10 protein-coding genes and 16 tRNA genes are annotated in these 17,162 nt (G+C 39.1%); 25 read left to right on the top strand and 1 reads right to left on the bottom strand.

The features are described from left to right. The first annotated feature begins 31 nt into the window (after positions 1–31). The 21 genes from BN1082_RS22200 (at position 32) to BN1082_RS22100 (ending at position 10,660) form a co-directional block, all read left to right on the top strand. Positions 32–120, top strand: a tRNA-Leu gene (locus BN1082_RS22200). A 15-nt stretch (positions 121–135) separates the two neighbouring features. Beyond that, a tRNA-Arg gene (locus BN1082_RS22195) sits at positions 136–212 on the top strand. A 6-nt stretch (positions 213–218) separates the two neighbouring features. Continuing rightward, positions 219–295 (top strand) — tRNA-Pro (locus tag BN1082_RS22190). Between the two features lie 15 nt (positions 296–310). Further along, positions 311–386 (top strand) — tRNA-Ala (locus BN1082_RS22185). 18 nt (positions 387–404) lie between these two features. Further along, positions 405–481, top strand: a tRNA-Met gene (locus BN1082_RS22180). Between the two features lie 10 nt (positions 482–491). Next, a tRNA-Ile gene (locus BN1082_RS22175) sits at positions 492–568 on the top strand. 16 nt (positions 569–584) lie between these two features. Continuing rightward, positions 585–677: transfer RNA gene (locus BN1082_RS22170), tRNA-Ser, on the top strand. 30 nt (positions 678–707) lie between these two features. After that, positions 708–781, top strand: a tRNA-Met gene (locus BN1082_RS22165). Positions 782–784: 3 nt separating this feature from the next. Continuing rightward, positions 785–861: transfer RNA gene (locus tag BN1082_RS22160), tRNA-Asp, on the top strand. Between the two features lie 7 nt (positions 862–868). Then, positions 869–941, top strand: a tRNA-Phe gene (locus BN1082_RS22155). Between the two features lie 19 nt (positions 942–960). Beyond that, positions 961–1,036: transfer RNA gene (locus tag BN1082_RS22150), tRNA-His, on the top strand. A gap of 5 nt (positions 1,037–1,041) precedes the next feature. After that, positions 1,042–1,115 (top strand) — tRNA-Gly (locus BN1082_RS22145). Between the two features lie 4 nt (positions 1,116–1,119). Continuing rightward, a tRNA-Ile gene (locus BN1082_RS22140) sits at positions 1,120–1,196 on the top strand. 18 nt (positions 1,197–1,214) lie between these two features. After that, a tRNA-Asn gene (locus tag BN1082_RS22135) sits at positions 1,215–1,289 on the top strand. Between the two features lie 3 nt (positions 1,290–1,292). After that, positions 1,293–1,383: transfer RNA gene (locus BN1082_RS22130), tRNA-Ser, on the top strand. A gap of 10 nt (positions 1,384–1,393) precedes the next feature. Next, a tRNA-Glu gene (locus tag BN1082_RS22125) sits at positions 1,394–1,465 on the top strand. A 1,211-nt stretch (positions 1,466–2,676) separates the two neighbouring features. After that, positions 2,677–4,623, top strand: a complete 1,947-nt coding sequence (gene glgB / locus BN1082_RS22120) for a 1,4-alpha-glucan branching protein GlgB (protein WP_090638364.1) — start codon at positions 2,677–2,679, stop codon at positions 4,621–4,623. Continuing rightward, positions 4,565–5,722, top strand: coding sequence for a glucose-1-phosphate adenylyltransferase (locus tag BN1082_RS22115; RefSeq protein WP_090638361.1), 1,158 nt, complete (start codon positions 4,565–4,567; stop codon positions 5,720–5,722). Before glgB ends, BN1082_RS22115 begins: the two co-directional genes overlap by 59 nt. A 75-nt stretch (positions 5,723–5,797) precedes the next feature. Beyond that, complete coding sequence (locus tag BN1082_RS22110; protein WP_090638358.1) at positions 5,798–6,829, top strand: GlgC family sugar phosphate nucleotidyltransferase; 1,032 nt, start codon at positions 5,798–5,800, stop codon at positions 6,827–6,829. Next, the gene (gene glgA / locus BN1082_RS22105) at positions 6,826–8,277 is read left to right on the top strand and encodes a glycogen synthase GlgA (RefSeq protein ID WP_090638355.1); all 1,452 of its coding nucleotides are present in this window, start codon (positions 6,826–6,828) and stop codon (positions 8,275–8,277) included. The genes BN1082_RS22110 and glgA overlap by 4 nt, the downstream gene beginning before the upstream one ends. Then, complete coding sequence (locus tag BN1082_RS22100) at positions 8,267–10,660, top strand: glycogen/starch/alpha-glucan phosphorylase (protein WP_090638351.1); 2,394 nt, start codon at positions 8,267–8,269, stop codon at positions 10,658–10,660. The genes glgA and BN1082_RS22100 overlap by 11 nt, the downstream gene beginning before the upstream one ends. A 45-nt stretch (positions 10,661–10,705) precedes the next feature. Here the strand turns inward: BN1082_RS22100 and BN1082_RS22095 are convergent, their stop codons facing one another. Then, complete coding sequence (locus BN1082_RS22095; RefSeq protein WP_090638348.1) at positions 10,706–11,644, bottom strand: 1,4-dihydroxy-2-naphthoate polyprenyltransferase; 939 nt, start codon at positions 11,642–11,644, stop codon at positions 10,706–10,708. Between the two features lie 315 nt (positions 11,645–11,959). Between BN1082_RS22095 and BN1082_RS22090 the strand changes: the two genes are divergently transcribed. The 4 genes from BN1082_RS22090 to menB all read left to right on the top strand — a co-directional run bounded on the left by BN1082_RS22090 (position 11,960) and on the right by menB (position 16,947). Beyond that, positions 11,960–13,360 carry an isochorismate synthase gene (locus tag BN1082_RS22090; RefSeq protein WP_090638346.1) on the top strand — a complete coding sequence of 467 codons (1,401 nt, stop codon included), beginning with the start codon at positions 11,960–11,962 and terminating at the stop codon, positions 13,358–13,360. A gap of 1 nt (position 13,361) precedes the next feature. Continuing rightward, entirely contained in the window at positions 13,362–15,113 is a 1,752-nt protein-coding gene (menD, locus tag BN1082_RS22085; RefSeq protein WP_090638343.1) for a 2-succinyl-5-enolpyruvyl-6-hydroxy-3-cyclohexene-1-carboxylic-acid synthase, read from the top strand. Further along, a complete protein-coding gene (gene menH / locus BN1082_RS22080) occupies positions 15,110–15,934 on the top strand; it encodes a 2-succinyl-6-hydroxy-2,4-cyclohexadiene-1-carboxylate synthase (RefSeq protein WP_090638340.1) in 825 nt (274 codons plus the stop codon). Before menD ends, menH begins: the two co-directional genes overlap by 4 nt. Positions 15,935–16,128: 194 nt before the next feature. Next, entirely contained in the window at positions 16,129–16,947 is an 819-nt protein-coding gene (gene menB / locus BN1082_RS22075; RefSeq protein ID WP_090638338.1) for a 1,4-dihydroxy-2-naphthoyl-CoA synthase, read from the top strand. The last annotated feature ends 215 nt before the right edge of the window (positions 16,948–17,162 follow it).

The following is a 17,162-nucleotide window of genomic DNA, read 5'->3' as shown; positions in this document are numbered from 1 at the left end:
TGGTTCGAATCCCGTCTTCCGCTCCAATTTTGCCGGGGTGGCGGAACTGGCAGACGCACAGGACTTAAAATCCTGCGGTAGGTGACTACCGTACCGGTTCGATTCCGGTCCTCGGCACCATTTTAATCAAATATTGCGCCCGTAGCTCAATTGGATAGAGCGTCTGACTACGGATCAGAAGGTTATGGGTTCGACTCCTTTCGGGCGCGCCATATTTGCGGGAAGTAGCTCAGCTTGGTAGAGCACTTGGTTTGGGACCAAGGGGTCGCAGGTTCGAATCCTGTCTTCCCGACCATTCTTATTATCTTTTGGGGCCTTAGCTCAGCTGGGAGAGCGCCTGCTTTGCACGCAGGAGGTCAGCGGTTCGATCCCGCTAGGCTCCACCATATTTCAATTTTATATTTGGCGGTGTAGCTCAGCTGGCTAGAGCGTACGGTTCATACCCGTAAGGTCGGGGGTTCGATCCCCTCCGCCGCTACCAAATATAACTTGGACCTTTAGCTCAGCTGGTTAGAGCAGACGGCTCATAACCGTCCGGTCGTAGGTTCGAGTCCTACAAGGTCCACCATTTAGTTTTATAATACGGAGGAATACCCAAGTCCGGCTGAAGGGATCGGTCTTGAAAACCGACAGGCGGGTTAAACCGCGCGGGGGTTCGAATCCCTCTTCCTCCGCCATATTATTTTTGAACAAATTATTTTTACCGTCGCGGGGTGGAGCAGTCTGGTAGCTCGTCGGGCTCATAACCCGAAGGTCGCAGGTTCAAATCCTGCCTCCGCAATTTGGTCTGGTAGTTCAGCTGGTTAGAATGCCTGCCTGTCACGCAGGAGGTCGCGGGTTCGAGTCCCGTCCAGACCGCCATCTTTATGGCTCAGTAGCTCAGTCGGTAGAGCAAAGGACTGAAAATCCTTGTGTCGGCGGTTCGATTCCGTCCTGAGCCACCTTTAAAATATAATAGTGGCGGTTGTGGCGAAGTGGTTAACGCATCGGATTGTGGTTCCGACATTCGTGGGTTCGATTCCCATCAGCCGCCCCATGTATGCGGGTGTAGTTTAGTGGTAAAACCACAGCCTTCCAAGCTGTTGTTGTGAGTTCGATTCTCATCACCCGCTCCAATATGGGCCTATAGCTCAGCTGGTTAGAGCGCACGCCTGATAAGCGTGAGGTCGATGGTTCGAGTCCATTTAGGCCCACCATAATAAAATATTTTTTGTTCCGCAGTAGCTCAGTGGTAGAGCTATCGGCTGTTAACCGATCGGTCGTAGGTTCGAGTCCTACCTGCGGAGCCATTTAGAGAAGTACCCAAGTGGCTCAAGGGGCTCCCCTGCTAAGGGAGTAGGTCGGGTAACCGGCGCGAGGGTTCGAATCCCTTCTTCTCTGCCAGAAATTTCAAGGCCCCTTGGTCAAGCGGTTAAGACACCGCCCTTTCACGGCGGTAACACGGGTTCGAATCCCGTAGGGGTCATACGAAAAAACTAATGACAAATGGTCATTAGTTTTTTTGTTTTTTTAAGAAAACTTTGTTAAACTAGGATGTTGCTTTTACTATTAATATTTATATTTACATTCCTTTAATCATGTTACTATTTTTAGATGACGGAATTACTACAAATGATATCTTTGATTGGTACAAGCTTGTTCCATCAGAAGCTATAAAATGGATAATTTTGCAAATGAAGTCGATAGGCTTTGCTCAATGGTCCTGTTATGAATCCTGAACAAAACTTTATTTGTAAACTAGATTGGTTTTTACTTTTTTCATTTAATTTCTTAATAATGAAGCTAATATTCTTTATTAGCTTCATTATTTCCTTACGTGGTCTCTATTTTGAAGCTAATAGCCTTTATTAGCTTCATTATTCTCTTACGTGGGCGCTATTTTGAAGCTAATAGCCTTTATTAGCTTCATTATTTCCTTACGTAGCCTTTATTTTGAAGCTAATAGCCTTTATTAGCTTCATTATTTTCTTACTTCGCCTCTATTTTGAAGCTAATAGCCTTTATTAGCTTCATTATTCTCTTACGTGGGCGCTATTTTGAAGCTAATAGCCTTTATTAGCTTCATTATTTCCTTACGTAGCCTCTATTTTGAAGCTAATAGCCTTTATTAGCTTCATTATTCTCTTACGTGGGTGCTATTTTGAAGCTAATAGCCATTATTAGCTTCATTTTTTCCTTTCATAGCGTCTAAACTGTAATAAGTACCCAGATTCGTGAAAAATAAGATATAGTTCACGAATCTTTTTTACGTCACCTATGTTTCATACCTTCCAAATCATCTATCTTTATCACTGGATCTAAGCATAGTATAATTCCACTATTTTATTCAAAAATATTATTTCAGAATAATAAATCCCGACAACGATATTTTATTTAATCCTTTGGTATCGCTTACATTCTGCTAAATAGGGCAAATTAAATCGTAGCTTTTTTAATAGATAAAATAATATTTTTTATCCCAATTCACCAAAAAATTATAAAAAGTTTAATAGATTATTGTCGAATATTGATGAATAATTTGTCAATTCATGTTGCATCTTGACGAAAATTAGCGAATTATAGCATTCCATATCTTTTATTGTCAGAAAAGATAAAAAAATTTTTCGGGGAATATTACCCATTTGCATTTATAATTGGTCATTGTAATACATATTTTCAATGAGGATGAGGGGATCCATGACAGTAAAAACGCTAGTTCCTACTGATTATCAGCTGCATTTATTTCATGAAGGAAGCCTTTTCCAAAGTCATCAGCTTTTTGGCGCTCATATCTTAAATAATTCCGAACAAGTCGTAACCCGATTTTGCGTATGGGCTCCAAATGCTGAACAAGTAAGCGTGGTTGGAGATTTTAACAATTGGGATGGGTTTGGATATGAATTGCAAAGAGTAAACAATGAAGGGGTATGGATGATTGCTATTCCAGAAAACTTAGAGGGAAGTTTATATAAGTATGAAATACTTTCTCGATCAGGTGAAAGGTTTCTAAAGGCAGACCCTTATGGTTTTTTTTCGGAAATAAGACCGAATACAGCATCAATTGTTTATTCATTACAAAATTATGAGTGGCAAGATAGTGAGTGGCTTAAACGTAGGGAAAAGGAAAATACTTTATCAGAACCTTCGATTATTTATGAAGTCCATTTAGGATCATGGAGAAAGAAGGATAATGAAGAATTTTTAACGTATAGGGAGTTAGCTTCTGAGCTTATTCCTTATGTAATTGAACACGGGTTTACTCATATTGAATTGCTGCCACTCGTAGAGCACCCCCTCGATGCGTCCTGGGGCTATCAAGGAACAGGCTATTATTCAGTTACATCGAGGTATGGCACACCGGATGATTTTCGATACTTTATTGATCAATGTCATCAGCATAGAATTGGGGTCATTCTTGATTGGGTTCCTGGCCATTTTTGTAAGGACGCTCATGGTCTCTATCGTTTTGATGGAACACACCTTTTTTCTTATTCCAACCATATTGATAGAGAAAATTACATTTGGGGGACTGCTAACTTTGATTTAGGAAAAGGAGAAGTACAAAGCTTTCTTATTTCTAACGCATTTTTCTGGATCGATAATTTCCATATCGATGGATTCAGAATGGACGCTGTTGCGAATATGATTTATTGGCCAAATTCTGAAGGAAGAATTGAAAATCCTTTTGGTATTCAATTTTTGAAAAAATTAAACAAGGAAGTTTATGAATATGATCCATATTTTTTAATGATTGGAGAGGATTCAACAGACTTTCCACAAGTGACGGCACCAGTCTGCTATGGCGGCTTAGGCTTTGATTACAAATGGAATATGGGCTGGATGAACGACATGCTTGAATATATGGAGACACCGCCTTATCATCGTTCAAGTGTCCATTCAAAAGTGACTTTTTCGCTGTTGTATACATTTCAGGAAAACTTTATGCTTCCATTTTCACATGATGAAGTGGTTCATGGGAAAAAGTCATTGCTTGATAAAATGCCGGGAAAATATTGGGAAAAATTCGCACAGCTCAAATTGTTATTAGGCTATATGTTTGCACATCCGGGGAAAAAATTGTTATTTATGGGGTTTGAATTCGGTCAATTTTCGGAATGGAAAGATAAAGAGCAATTGGATTGGAACTTGCTGGAATATGACAAGCATCAAAAATTAAATTCATATGTTAAAGAATTAATTAAATTTTATAAACGTTCTAAAGCGCTCTATGAACTTGATCATATGCAGGATGGTTTTGAATGGATTGACGTAAATAACAATACCCAGTCTATTTTTTCCTTTATTAGAAAAGGAAAAAAGGAAGAGGATTTCCTTTTCATTATTTGCAACTTCACTGGTGTTAGTTATCAAAATTATCAGATTGGGGTTCCAAAAGACGGAGAATTTCGAGAAGTTTTCAATAGTGATGATGAAAAATATGGTGGTGGGGGTTTGGTGAATAAAAAGAAAATAGTGGCAGCAACGGAACCATTTCATGGTAAACCATATTCCGTCCATATATCCATTCCACCATTTGGATTTTCAATTATAAGACCGGTAAAAAAACGAAAGGAGCGAAAAGGTAATGGCAAAGAAAAAGGTCGTAGCTATGCTGTTAGCAGGAGGGAAGGGAAGCAGACTTAATTCTCTGACAAAGAATCTTGCGAAACCAGCTGTTCCTTTTGGGGGGAAGTATCGCATCATTGATTTTACATTAAGTAATTGCTCCAACTCCGGAATTGATACAGTTGGAGTTTTAACGCAGTATCAACCGCTTGTCTTAAATTCCTATATTGGAATTGGGAGTGCATGGGATCTTGACCGCAAGGATGGCGGGGTAACCGTCTTACCCCCATACGCTGAGTCATCGGAAGTAAAATGGTACACAGGGACGGCAAGTGCGATTTTTCAAAATCTAAACTATTTAAAGCAATATCAACCTGAATATGTTTTAATCCTGTCCGGAGATCACATATACAAAATGAATTATGAGAGCATGCTTGAATACCATATAGAAAAAAGGGCTGACGTCACGATTTCCCTTATTGAAGTTCCATGGGCAGAGGCAAACCGCTTTGGGATTATGAACACAAATGAGGATATGAGAATAGTAGAATTCGAGGAAAAACCGTCCAACCCTAAAAATAATCTCGCATCGATGGGCATATATATTTTTAGCTGGAATGTACTGAAGGAATATCTGGAAATGGATGACAGGAATCCAGATTCTAGCCATGATTTTGGCAAAGACGTCATTCCGCTCCTGCTTGAAGAAAATAAGAAGCTGTATGCCTTTCCTTTTAAAGGGTATTGGAAGGATGTTGGAACTGTTCAGAGTCTGTGGGAAGCCAATATGGACCTTTTAAATGAGAATTGTGATCTTGATTTATTTGATCAGGGATGGAAGATATATACTGTCAATCCAAACCAGCCTCCACAATATATTTCACCTGATGCAAACATTAAAGAGTCTTTAATCAATGAAGGCTGTACGATTGAAGGTGAAATAGAGAAATCGGTTTTATTCCAAAGTGTTACGATCGAAAAGGGGTCGAAAATTATAGAATCCGTCATCATGCCTGATGCATCTGTTGGGAAAAATTGCTTTATTGAAAAAGCCATCGTTCCTTGCGATGTAACTATACCGGATGGAACTGTTATTCGCTCTTTAGACGGAGAAATTATTCTTGTAACAGAGGAAATGTTAAGTGGGATTTATCCTGATCCTGCTATTAAAAATTAATTGTACTATAAGTTGAGATTTGTCTAGTTTCAATCAAAAGAGGCGCTTACGTATTTCTAAATGGAGGGAAAGGATTTGAAAAGAAAGCTATTAGGGGTAATTGATGCAACTACTTTTCATGATGATTTAGAGGAATTATTAATGCACCGTTCTTTAGCGGCATTGCCATTTGGAGGACGATACCGCATGATTGACTTTGTTCTTTCAAATATGGTGAATTCAGGTATTCGAAGTGTAGCGATATTTCCTAAATTACAGTGTCGCTCACTAATGGATCATCTCGGGTCGGGGAAGAATTGGGACCTGAATCGAAAAAGGGATGGTCTCTTCTTTTTTCCTTCCCCAATAAATGATCGTACGCCTAATCGAGTCGGATCCTTTGACCACTTTGCAGCAAATCTTGATTACTTTTACCGTAGTACACAAGAGTATTCCATCATAGCAAACTGCTATACGGTTTTTAATTTCAATTTTCGACCACTGTTAGAGTGGCATATGCACTCAGGGTGCGACATTACCGAAATTCGCCATCAGGATGGAAGTTCAATGGAAATGTATTTAATAAAAACTTCTTTACTGATTAAATTGATTGAAACGAGGAATGAAACCGGATATACATGTATGAAGGATGTTGTCAGTAATATTCACCATGATTATTCGATTTGTCATTACAATTATAGCGGGTATGCTACGATGATTGACTCGATTCAAAGCTATTTTTCTACTAGCATGGAATTGCTCAAACCAGATATTTGGAGACAAGTATTTTTAAAGGAGCAGCCAATTCTAACAAAAGTTAAGGATGAACCTCCAACAAAATATATAAAAGGCTCATCCGTGAAGCATGCGATGATTGCCAATGGCTGTATCATCAATGGTATGGTTGAAAATAGTATTATCGCTAGAGGAGTTACCATTGGAAAAGGTGCAGTCATAAAGAATAGTATCATTATGCAGAAGTGTCAAATTGAAGAAGATTGTATCTTGGATTCCGTTATTTTAGATAAAGATGTGAAAGTTGAGGCTGGAACTCATTTAAAGGGTACTCCTCATTCCCCATTTGTCATTCGGAAAGGGACGAAACAAGGAGCGTTGATGAATTCGTGAAAGTATTATTTGCTGTTGCCGAATGTGGTCCGTTTGTGAAATCTGGAGGACTTGCCGATGTTGCCGGGTCTCTTCCTAAAGAACTCAAAAGTCTTGGGACAGATGTGAGAGTTATTCTGCCAAAATACGGATCTATCTCCGATGATTTTAAGAAGAAAATGAAAAAAGTAACAGAATTTTCGATATCAGTAGGGTGGAGAAACCAGTATTGCGGGATTGAAGAACTTTCTTATCAGGATGTTACCTATTATTTTGTCGATAATGAATATTATTTTAAAAGAGAGAAGCTTTACGGCTTTTACGATGACGGAGAAAGGTTCGCATATTTTAATCGTGCCGTATTGGAGGCATTAAAACAGCTTGATTTTTTCCCAAATGTTTTGCATTGCCATGATTGGCATACGGCGATGATTCCTTTTCTGTTAAGAAAAGAGTATTACAAGCGAAAGGGTTATAGTCTAATCCGAACCGTTTTCACGATTCACAATCTTCAATTCCAAGGGATTTTTCCAAAAGAAGTGTTAGGGGATTTATTGGGCTTAGATTACCGCTCCTTTCACTCTGGTCAATTGGAGTTTTTTGGAAATATGAATTTTATGAAAGCTGCCCTTGTGGCGGCGGACAAAATAACAACGGTTAGTCCAACTTATAAAGAGGAAATTCAAACGATTAATTATGGTGAGAAGCTCGATGGTCTACTAAAGTTAAGAAAAGAGGATCTTATAGGTATATTAAATGGAATTGATGAGGATTTCTATAATCCGGAAACTGACTCTTTTCTCTATCAAACTTATTCTCTTACTAATATTGATAAAAAATCTGTTAATAAAAAAGAGATTCAAAAGCTTTTCGGGTTACCGGAAACATCTAAAACTCCCTTAATAGTGATGATTACAAGGTTAACAAAGCAAAAGGGACTAGACCTTGTCAAATGTGTCCTACCCGACATTTTGCAAGAAGATGTACAATTTATTATTCTTGGAACCGGTGATAATGAATATGAGGAACACTTTAGGCAGGCAGCGCGCATTTATCCGGATAAATTAAAAGTAAATATCGGATTTAATGAGGAACTTGCTCACAAGCTATATGCAGCAGGTGACCTATTCTTAATGCCATCTTTGTTTGAACCTTGTGGGCTTGGACAGCTGATTGCGATGAGATACGGGACGGTTCCAATTGTACGAGAGACGGGTGGTCTAAATGATACAGTAAAAGCATGGAATGAGTTCACTGGAGAAGGGAATGGTTTTTCTTTCAGTCATTTCAATGCTCATGACATGCTTTATACAATCCAAAGGGCAATCAGTATTTATCATGATAAAAAAGTGTGGAATACTATTATTAAGCATGCTATGGAAGTAGATCACAGCTGGGCACAATCTGCATTCAAGTATAATCAGTTGTATGCAGAGGTAATCTCAAGGAGTGAAACACATGTTTTCTAACAAAGATGAATTCAAGCAAATCTTTTTAAAAAGACTTGAGATGTCTAGCGGCAAGAGCTTTTCGGAATGTTCCCTACAGGACAATTATCAGGCGCTAGGGTCTATGGTTCGAGAATTTGTAAGCAATGATTGGATTATGACTAATGAGAGGTACATGAAGGGCAAGCAAAAGCAAGTGTACTATTTATCAATTGAATATTTATTAGGGAAACTTCTCCGGCAAAATTTAATTAATTTAGGCATTGAGGATATTGTTGAATCCGGTTTAATGGATCTGGGAATTTGTTTGAGTGATATGGAAGAAATGGAAGCAGATGCAGGTTTAGGCAATGGCGGCTTAGGTAGACTAGCCGCTTGTTTTTTAGATTCACTGGCTTCCCTTCATCTTCCTGGTCATGGATATGGAATTAGATATAAGCATGGTTTATTTGAACAAAAAATTGTGGATGGTTACCAAGTTGAATTACCAGAACAATGGCTTCGGAACGGCAATGTTTGGGAGGTAAACAAGTCAGATTTAGCCGTGAGTATTTCCTTTTGGGGGAAGGTGGAAACAAGGATGGAAAATGGCCGCCTTGTGTTTCACCATTTAAATGCTGAAACAGTAAACGCTGTACCCTACGATTTGCCGGTAATTGGCTATATGTCAAAAACAGTCAATACGTTAAGGTTGTGGAATGCTGAGCCATCCCAATTTTCTCCTCATAAGGATATATTAAAATATAAAAGAGAAACGGAATCCATTTCAGAAATTCTCTATCCGGATGACAGCCATGACGAAGGGAAAATTTTAAGGTTAAAGCAGCAATATTTTTTAGTATCAGCAAGCATTCAAACTATTTTAAAAAACTACCGAAAACTGTATGGTAGCTTACATTCTCTGCATGAGCATGTGTGTATTCATATCAACGATACACATCCTGTTCTAGCTATTCCAGAAATGATGAGAATATTAATTGACGAGGATGGATTTGATTGGGATGAGGCGTGGTTTATTACCACCAATACTATTTCCTATACGAATCATACTACCCTTTCTGAGGCACTAGAGAAATGGCCTCTTCGAATATTTCGTCCATTGCTGCCAAGGATTTATATGATTGTTGAAGAAATCAATCGCCGCTTTTGCGAGGAGTTATGGAATAGGTTTCCAGGAGATTGGGAACGGATTGCAAAACAGGCCATCATTGCAGATGAATATGTTAAGATGGCGCATTTGGCGATTGTTGGGAGTTATAGTGTAAATGGAGTAGCCAAGCTTCATACTGAAATTCTTAAAAGCCGGGAAATGAATTTGTTTTATCAGTTGTTTCCGAATAAATTCAACAATAAAACAAATGGAATCGCTCATCGGCGCTGGCTTTTAAAGGCAAATCCGAAATTATCAGCACTAATAACGGATTCGATTGGGACATCATGGATCCATTCCGCAAGTGAGCTGTCCGGTTTGTTAAGGTATCAAAATGATTCCTCTTTTTTAGAGCAAATGGCAAAAATAAAAACAGAAAATAAGCAAATACTTGCCGATTTTATTTATGAGAAAACCAGTATAGCAGTTGATTCAAACTCCATCTTTGATGTACAGGTAAAACGGCTTCATGCATATAAGCGTCAGCTTTTAAATGTTTTACATATTATGTACCTCTACAATCGTATAAAAGAAGATTCGAGTTTTGAGTGCGCCCCAAGGGTATTCATTTTTGGTGCAAAAGCCTCTCCAGGGTATTATTATGCAAAAAAAATTATTAAATTAATAAACACCGTAGCTGATAAAGTAAATCAAGACCTACAAATAGCTGATCGAATCAAAGTGATTTTCCTAGAAAATTATCGAGTGTCGTTGGCAGAAAAAATCTTTCCTGCGTCAGATGTTAGCGAACAAATTTCAACTGCCAGTAAAGAAGCATCAGGTACGGGGAATATGAAATTTATGATCAACGGAGCATTAACGGTAGGAACATTAGATGGAGCTAACATTGAGATTCGCGAGTTAGTAGGTGATGCTAATATTTTTACATTTGGTCTAAGTGCTTCCGAGGTACTCCATTATCAGCAACACGGGGGTTACCAATCAATTGAGTATTATCATCATGACAGTAGGATCCGTCAGGCTGTTGATCAGCTCGTAAATGGATTTTTTCCAGGTGTTCAAAATGAATTTGAACCTATTTTTGATTCTCTTCTTGGAGAAAATGATCAATATTATGTCTTAAAGGACTTTGCTTCCTATGCGGGTATACAAGAAATCATCGGGGAGTCCTATAAAAAGCAGCAACAATGGCAAAAAATGAGCCTAAACAATATTGCTCACGCTGGTTATTTTTCAAGTGACCGCACGATCAAAGAATATGCTGATGAAATCTGGGGGATAAAGCCCGTATAAAAAAAGGCTCCTGCTGAATTATTAATTCGGCAGAAGCCTTTTTTCTTATGAGAAGAAATGTCCAATAAAAATTCCTACTGCTAATAAAAATCCGAAAATTGTGTTCGTTTGTGCAGTTGCTTTCATGGCCGGCGCCATTTGAATCGGCAAGGAATTTTTTACAAATCCTAATGTCGCTTTGATGGCCTTTGGTACACTCAGAATGACAAGTGCTACCCAAATTGGTGCAACACCAAAAATAATGAGAGCAATAATCCAAAGGTATGCGAAAGTAAACATCCCTGCTAATAAATAAATGGCCCGCTTCTTGCCTAACAAAATAGCCAATGTTTTCCTACCATTCTCTTTATCGCCATCTAGGTCACGTATGTTATTGGATAACAAGATAAGACCAACAAGAACCAGGCTTGGAACAGAAACGAGAATGCTGGTACTATCAACGGTTCTCGTTTGAATAAAAAATGAGATTAAAATAATCATCATTCCCATAAAGAAACCAGCAAATATTTCTCCAAATGGCGTATAGGCGATTGGCAGAGGCCCTCCGGTATAAAAATAACCAACTGTCATGCAAAGAAGCCCCACTACGGCTAGCCACCAGCTGCTATTTGCACAAATATATACCCCTAATAATAGTGCAATCCCGTAAAATCCAAACGCCAAATTGATGACGGTCTTTGGCTCAATTCCATCACGCACAATCGTTCCGCCAATTCCGACAGAATGCTCGTTATCAAGGCCGCGTTTAAAATCAAAGTACTCATTAAACATATTGGTAGCCGCTTGAATCAAAATACTTGCAATAAGCATAGCAACAAAAAGGCCAAAATGAATATGGCCGGTCCTTAGAGCAAGAGCTGTACCGAGCAATACTGGAACGAACGATGCTGTTAATGTATGAGGCCGGATCATTTGCCACCATACTTGAAAGCCTTGGTTTGCTTCAACAGGAGGCTTAGAACCATGCTGGACATTTGGCTGCATATTTGTTCCCTCCCCTTTTAAAAAAGAATCTATATTAAATCTCTTGTAGGATTAAGGTCCTTCAAAACATTAGTGTATGGAATCTAAAGGAGAGTGTCAATGACTTTTTGCAGGTCTAACTAGAAGATAATCCCTGCTTTATAATTTATCCGATAGAGGGAAAATGAAATAAATGAGATTTTAATATATAATAAGGTATGAATTAAGGGTAGACAGTATCAAGTGATATTGACTTCTTAACCATTGGAGTAGTATCTTAAAATAGGCTTAAAGTGAATGGATAACAGTCATTTTGACTGTTTTGGAGGGATTTTTTTGGTTACCATTCAGGAAACGGAATTAAAAGAAAGAGTTTTTTTGGCTGTTAAACGTGCGAAAGAGCTGGGCAGACCAGTTTTATTTTGTGAAGTTCATAAGATCGATATGATTAACCCTATATCCTTTTTCAATTGTGGAAAAAATCGCTTTTTGGGTGAACGATTTTTCTGGAAAGATCCATCAGATGAGAATGTCCTAGTTGGACTTGGCATTTCCAAACAAATTCAGTCGGATCAGGTTACTGACCGCTTTTTTCATGTTGAAAAAGAATGGAAAAATTTTTTAACAGATAGCCTGATTTTTAATCCCTATAAGGAAATGGGAATAGGTCCTGTTATGTTTGGTGGCTTTTCATTTGACCCAAGTAAAGAAAAAACAAATCTTTGGTCAAAGTTTGCGGATTCTTTGTTTCATTTACCTAAATATATGTTAAGCATCATGAAAGGTCAAACCTTTTTAACAACAAATATTGTTTGCACCCCTAATGATGATGATTCATTATTTAATAAAATCATGGAGGAGAGAAATGAGATTTTCACCTCTCTACATAATAGGAATGATTCAAAACGGGCCAATCTTGTTGAAACCCTTGAAATTTTACCGGAAAATTGGGTAAAAACAGTAGAGGAAGTCGTTAAGGATTTAAAGGCCGGTCCGTTAAAAAAAGTAGTCCTTGCCCGTGAACTTCGCTTATTATTTGATGATATCATCGAAACTGATGCTGTTCTTTCACATTTGTTCAAGCAACAGCATGACAGTTTTATTTTTGCTTTTGAATCGAATGGAGATTGTTTTATTGGAGCTTCGCCAGAGAGGCTTGTAAAAAAACGAGGGGAAAATGTTTTTTCGACTTGTCTAGCTGGTTCGATTCCGCGCGGGGAAACAGAGCGGGAAGATAAAATTCTTGGTGAGCAATTACTAAACGATCAAAAGAATCTGATTGAGCATGGTTTTGTTGTGGAAATGATTAAAGAAGCATTGGAGGAATCATGCCAAGAGGTCATTCTTCCTGCAAAACCACAATTAATGAAAATACGCGATATTCAGCACCTATATACACCGGTCATTGGAAAATGCCATCAGGACACATCATTGCTGCTATTAGTAGAAAGGCTACATCCTACGCCTGCACTTGGCGGTCTTCCTAAAATAGGAGCAGTAGAGAAAATTAGACAGGTAGAAGATCTTGACCGTGGCTTTTATGCTGCTCCACTTGGCTGGGTTGATTACAATGGGGACGGAGAATTTGCTGTTTCGATTCGTTCAGGTCTTATTCAGGGCAAGGAAGCCTCATTGTTTGCCGGATGTGGAGTCGTTGCAGATTCAGATGCTGAAAGTGAATATTTGGAAACAGGTTTGAAGTTTAGACCTATGTTACGAGCCATCGGAGGGGAATAAAATGCATCATCAAGAAGCTTTAACCGCTTATATTGCGGCCTTTGTGCAAGAACTTGTTTTTTCTGGAATAACAGATGTCGTTGTAAGTCCAGGTTCGCGGTCAACGCCAATGGCAATGGTTATGGCAGAGCATCCTAACTTAAACCTGCATATCCATGTAGATGAACGCTCCGCTGCTTTTTTTGCATTGGGAATGGCAAAGGCCACGAATCGGCCAACAGCAATCCTTTGTACTTCAGGTACTGCAGCTGCAAACTATTTTCCTGCGATTGTGGAGGCACGTTATTCCAGGGTTCCTTTAATCGTTCTGACGGCTGACCGGCCACATGAATTAAGGGATGTAGGTGCACCTCAGGCAATCGATCAAATTCATTTATACGGGCAGCATGTAAAATGGTTTTCAGAAATGGCCTTGCCGGAAAAAAATCATGATACTATTCGTTATGCCCGGACGGTTTGTGCTCGGGCTGCAGCTATTGCTATCCAAGCTCCTGCTGGTCCGGTTCATTTAAACTTTCCGTTTCGGGAGCCGCTGATTCCTTTATTGGATGATTCGTTGTTTGAACTAACAGAGCGACCGACTGGTTATGTACAGGTACATAATGGAGATTTAACCATCAATGATGATACAATCAAAGAAATTGCCAAAATCCTTAAAGACTGCAAAAAAGGAATCATTGTTTGCGGTAATATCGAGGACTCTGGATTTGCTAATGCCGTGACCAACTTGGCTGCTGTCTTAAACTTCCCTATTTTAGCGGATCCTTTATCACAGCTTAGAAGTGGGAAACATAGCAATGAATATATTATTGAAACTTACGATACTTTTCTACGGAATGAAGACGCTAAATCGATCTTAAAACCAGATGTTGTTCTCCGTTTTGGAGCTATGCCTGTTTCGAAAGCGTTAACAGTTTTCTTAAAGGAAAATCATGAAGCTGATCAGTATGTGATTGACAGTGGCGGTGGTTGGAGGGATCCTTCAGCCTTAACAACAAACATGATTTTCTGCGACGAAACTCTTTTTTGTGAAAACCTTTTAAACTTCATAGAAAAACAATCCTCTTCAGGATTTATGGATGATTGGAAAAACATCAACAAACTTACAAAAGAAAAGATGCTGCTAATAAAGAATTCCACGGATTTAAGTGAAAGTAAGCTTTTTTCTCAAATATCCGAAATGCTTCCTGAAGGCGCTACTCTTTTTGTCGGAAATAGTATGCCAATAAGAGATTTGGATAGCTTTTTTATTAACAATAATAAATCCATTAAAGTGATGGCTAATAGGGGAGCAAATGGTATTGATGGAACGATTTCTACCGCTTTAGGTGCAGCAATCTACTCAAAGCAAATGTACCTTGTGCTAGGGGATTTAACCTTCTTCCACGATTTAAATGGGCTACTTGCCGCTAAGCTTTATGACATTGATATTCACATCATTCTTATAAACAATAACGGCGGGGGAATTTTTTCATTTTTACCACAATCAGAGTACCAGAAAAATTACGAACTTCTGTTTGGAACCCCATTAGATTTGGATTTTGAGCATGTTGTTCGAATGTATAATGGCCGGTTTACCAGAATTACAAACTGGGCGCATATTGCTGATTTAATGAATCGTTCAGCAGATTTAAATGGCTTAAATGTCTATGAAATTGTGACAAGAAGGGACAGAAATCTGGAGGAACATCGCGAATTTTGGAGTATGGTTTCCCTGGAAATATCAAATTTTGTAAAAGGGACCAGAAGATGAATGTCTTAATCGATGAAATTCGCTATCATGTCGAATTATGTGGAGAAGGGTTTCCACTTCTTCTGTTACATGGATTTACCGGGGATGCTTCAACATGGTTCCCGTTTTGTTCTGAATGGGGGAGTCAATCGAAGCTCATCATGCCTGATATTATAGGACACGGAAAGACGGAATCTCCAGGTGAACTAAGCCGTTATCAGATAGAATCAGCTGCGCATGATGTAAATGGAATCCTTGATAAAATGGGGGTCCAACAAGTCGATGTACTTGGTTATTCGATGGGAGGACGGCTTGCCCTAACCTTTGCAATCCTTTTCCCTGACAAAGTTCGGAAATTAATCTTAGAAAGTGCATCTCCTGGGCTTGCTACTGAGTCTGAAAGAGAAATACGGCGTATGAAAGATACAGAACTTGCAAATTTTATTATGGAAAATAGAATGGAATCTTTTGTTGATTATTGGGAGGGTATACCGCTTTTTGAGACAATGAAACGCTTATCTCCAGCGGCAAAGGTTGCGATAAGAAAGCAAAGATTGAGTCATTTACCGAATGGGCTTGCAGGTAGTCTGATTGGAATGGGAACCGGATCGCAGCCTTCTTGGTGGGAGAGTTTGGATCAGCTTTCATGTGAAGTGTTGCTTTTAACCGGTGAACTTGATCAAAAGTTCTGTATGATTGCAGAAAAAATGAGTAAGGTTATTAAAAACGCCAAATGGGACGTTGTGAAAAACAGTGGACATGCAATTCATGTGGAAGAACGTGAAAAGTTTGGTACAATAGTAAGTGACTTTTTATTAGGCTGTGTTAAAGGACATTGTTGATTTTGTAACTATGTTGATTGGAGCGGAAGGTGCGAAGACTCCTGCGGGAGTACGGGGCAGGGGAGACCCCACAGGCGCATAAGCGCCGAGGAGGCTCCCCGGACCGCCCGCGGAAAGCGAAGCACCTGGAGCGCAAATCAACAGACAAGTTTAACACAGCCTTTTATTAAATAAATCATAAGGAGGGTTTCGTTTTGACAGTAGAATGGGTCGCAGGACGAAAATATGATGAAATTATATATGAAACCTATAACGGTATAGCCAAAATCACGATTAATCGCCCGCACGTACATAATGCTTTTACACCGAAGACGGTAATGGAATTAATCGATGCCTTTGCCTATGCACGTGACGATGAAAGAGTTGGCGTTATTGTATTAACAGGCGCTGGGGATAAGGCATTCTGTTCTGGGGGAGACCAAAAAGTACGTGGACATGGAGGATACGTTGGAGAAGATCAAATTCCACGTTTAAATGTTCTTGATTTACAACGTTTAATCCGTGTTATTCCTAAACCTGTTATCGCAATGGTTAAGGGATATGCTATTGGCGGCGGACACGTACTCCATGTAGTTTGTGATTTAACGATTGCCGCAGATAATGCGGTCTTTGGTCAAACTGGGCCAAATGTAGGAAGCTTTGATGCCGGTTATGGTTCAGGCTATCTTGCTAGAATCATTGGTCATAAGAAAGCGCGCGAAATTTGGTATTTATGCCGTCAATATAATGCTCAGGAAGCACTTGATATGGGCTTAGTAAATACCGTTGTCCCACTTGAGCAGGTTGAAGAAGAAACGATAAAATGGTGTGAAGAAATGCTTGAAAAGAGCCCAACTGCACTTCGTTTCATAAAAGCGGCCATGAATGCGGATACGGATGGATTAGCGGGACTTCAACAATTTGCAGGCGATGCAACATTGCTTTACTATACAACGGATGAAGCGAAGGAAGGCCGCGATGCCTTTAAAGAAAAACGTAAGCCAGACTTCGGTCAGTTCCCGCGTTTTCCTTAATTTGTAGTTTTCTTAGCAGCTTGATGGTCTCCATCAGGCTGTTTTTATAATGAAAAATAAGATTCGCGCATATCAACCGAAAATTCTCGATATCCAATAGAAACTGATTTAAAAGTATTAAAAAAATAATGCTGTGTTAAAGGTCAATGTTGATTTTTGAAACTATGTTGATTGGAGCGGAAGGCGCGAGATCCTCGAAAATGCTATCGCATTTC

The organism is Neobacillus massiliamazoniensis (assembly GCF_001048695.1).
GTDB classification, from domain to species: domain Bacteria; phylum Bacillota; class Bacilli; order Bacillales; family Cytobacillaceae; genus Neobacillus; species Neobacillus massiliamazoniensis.
This window is presented reverse-complemented; position numbering and strand designations above follow the sequence as displayed.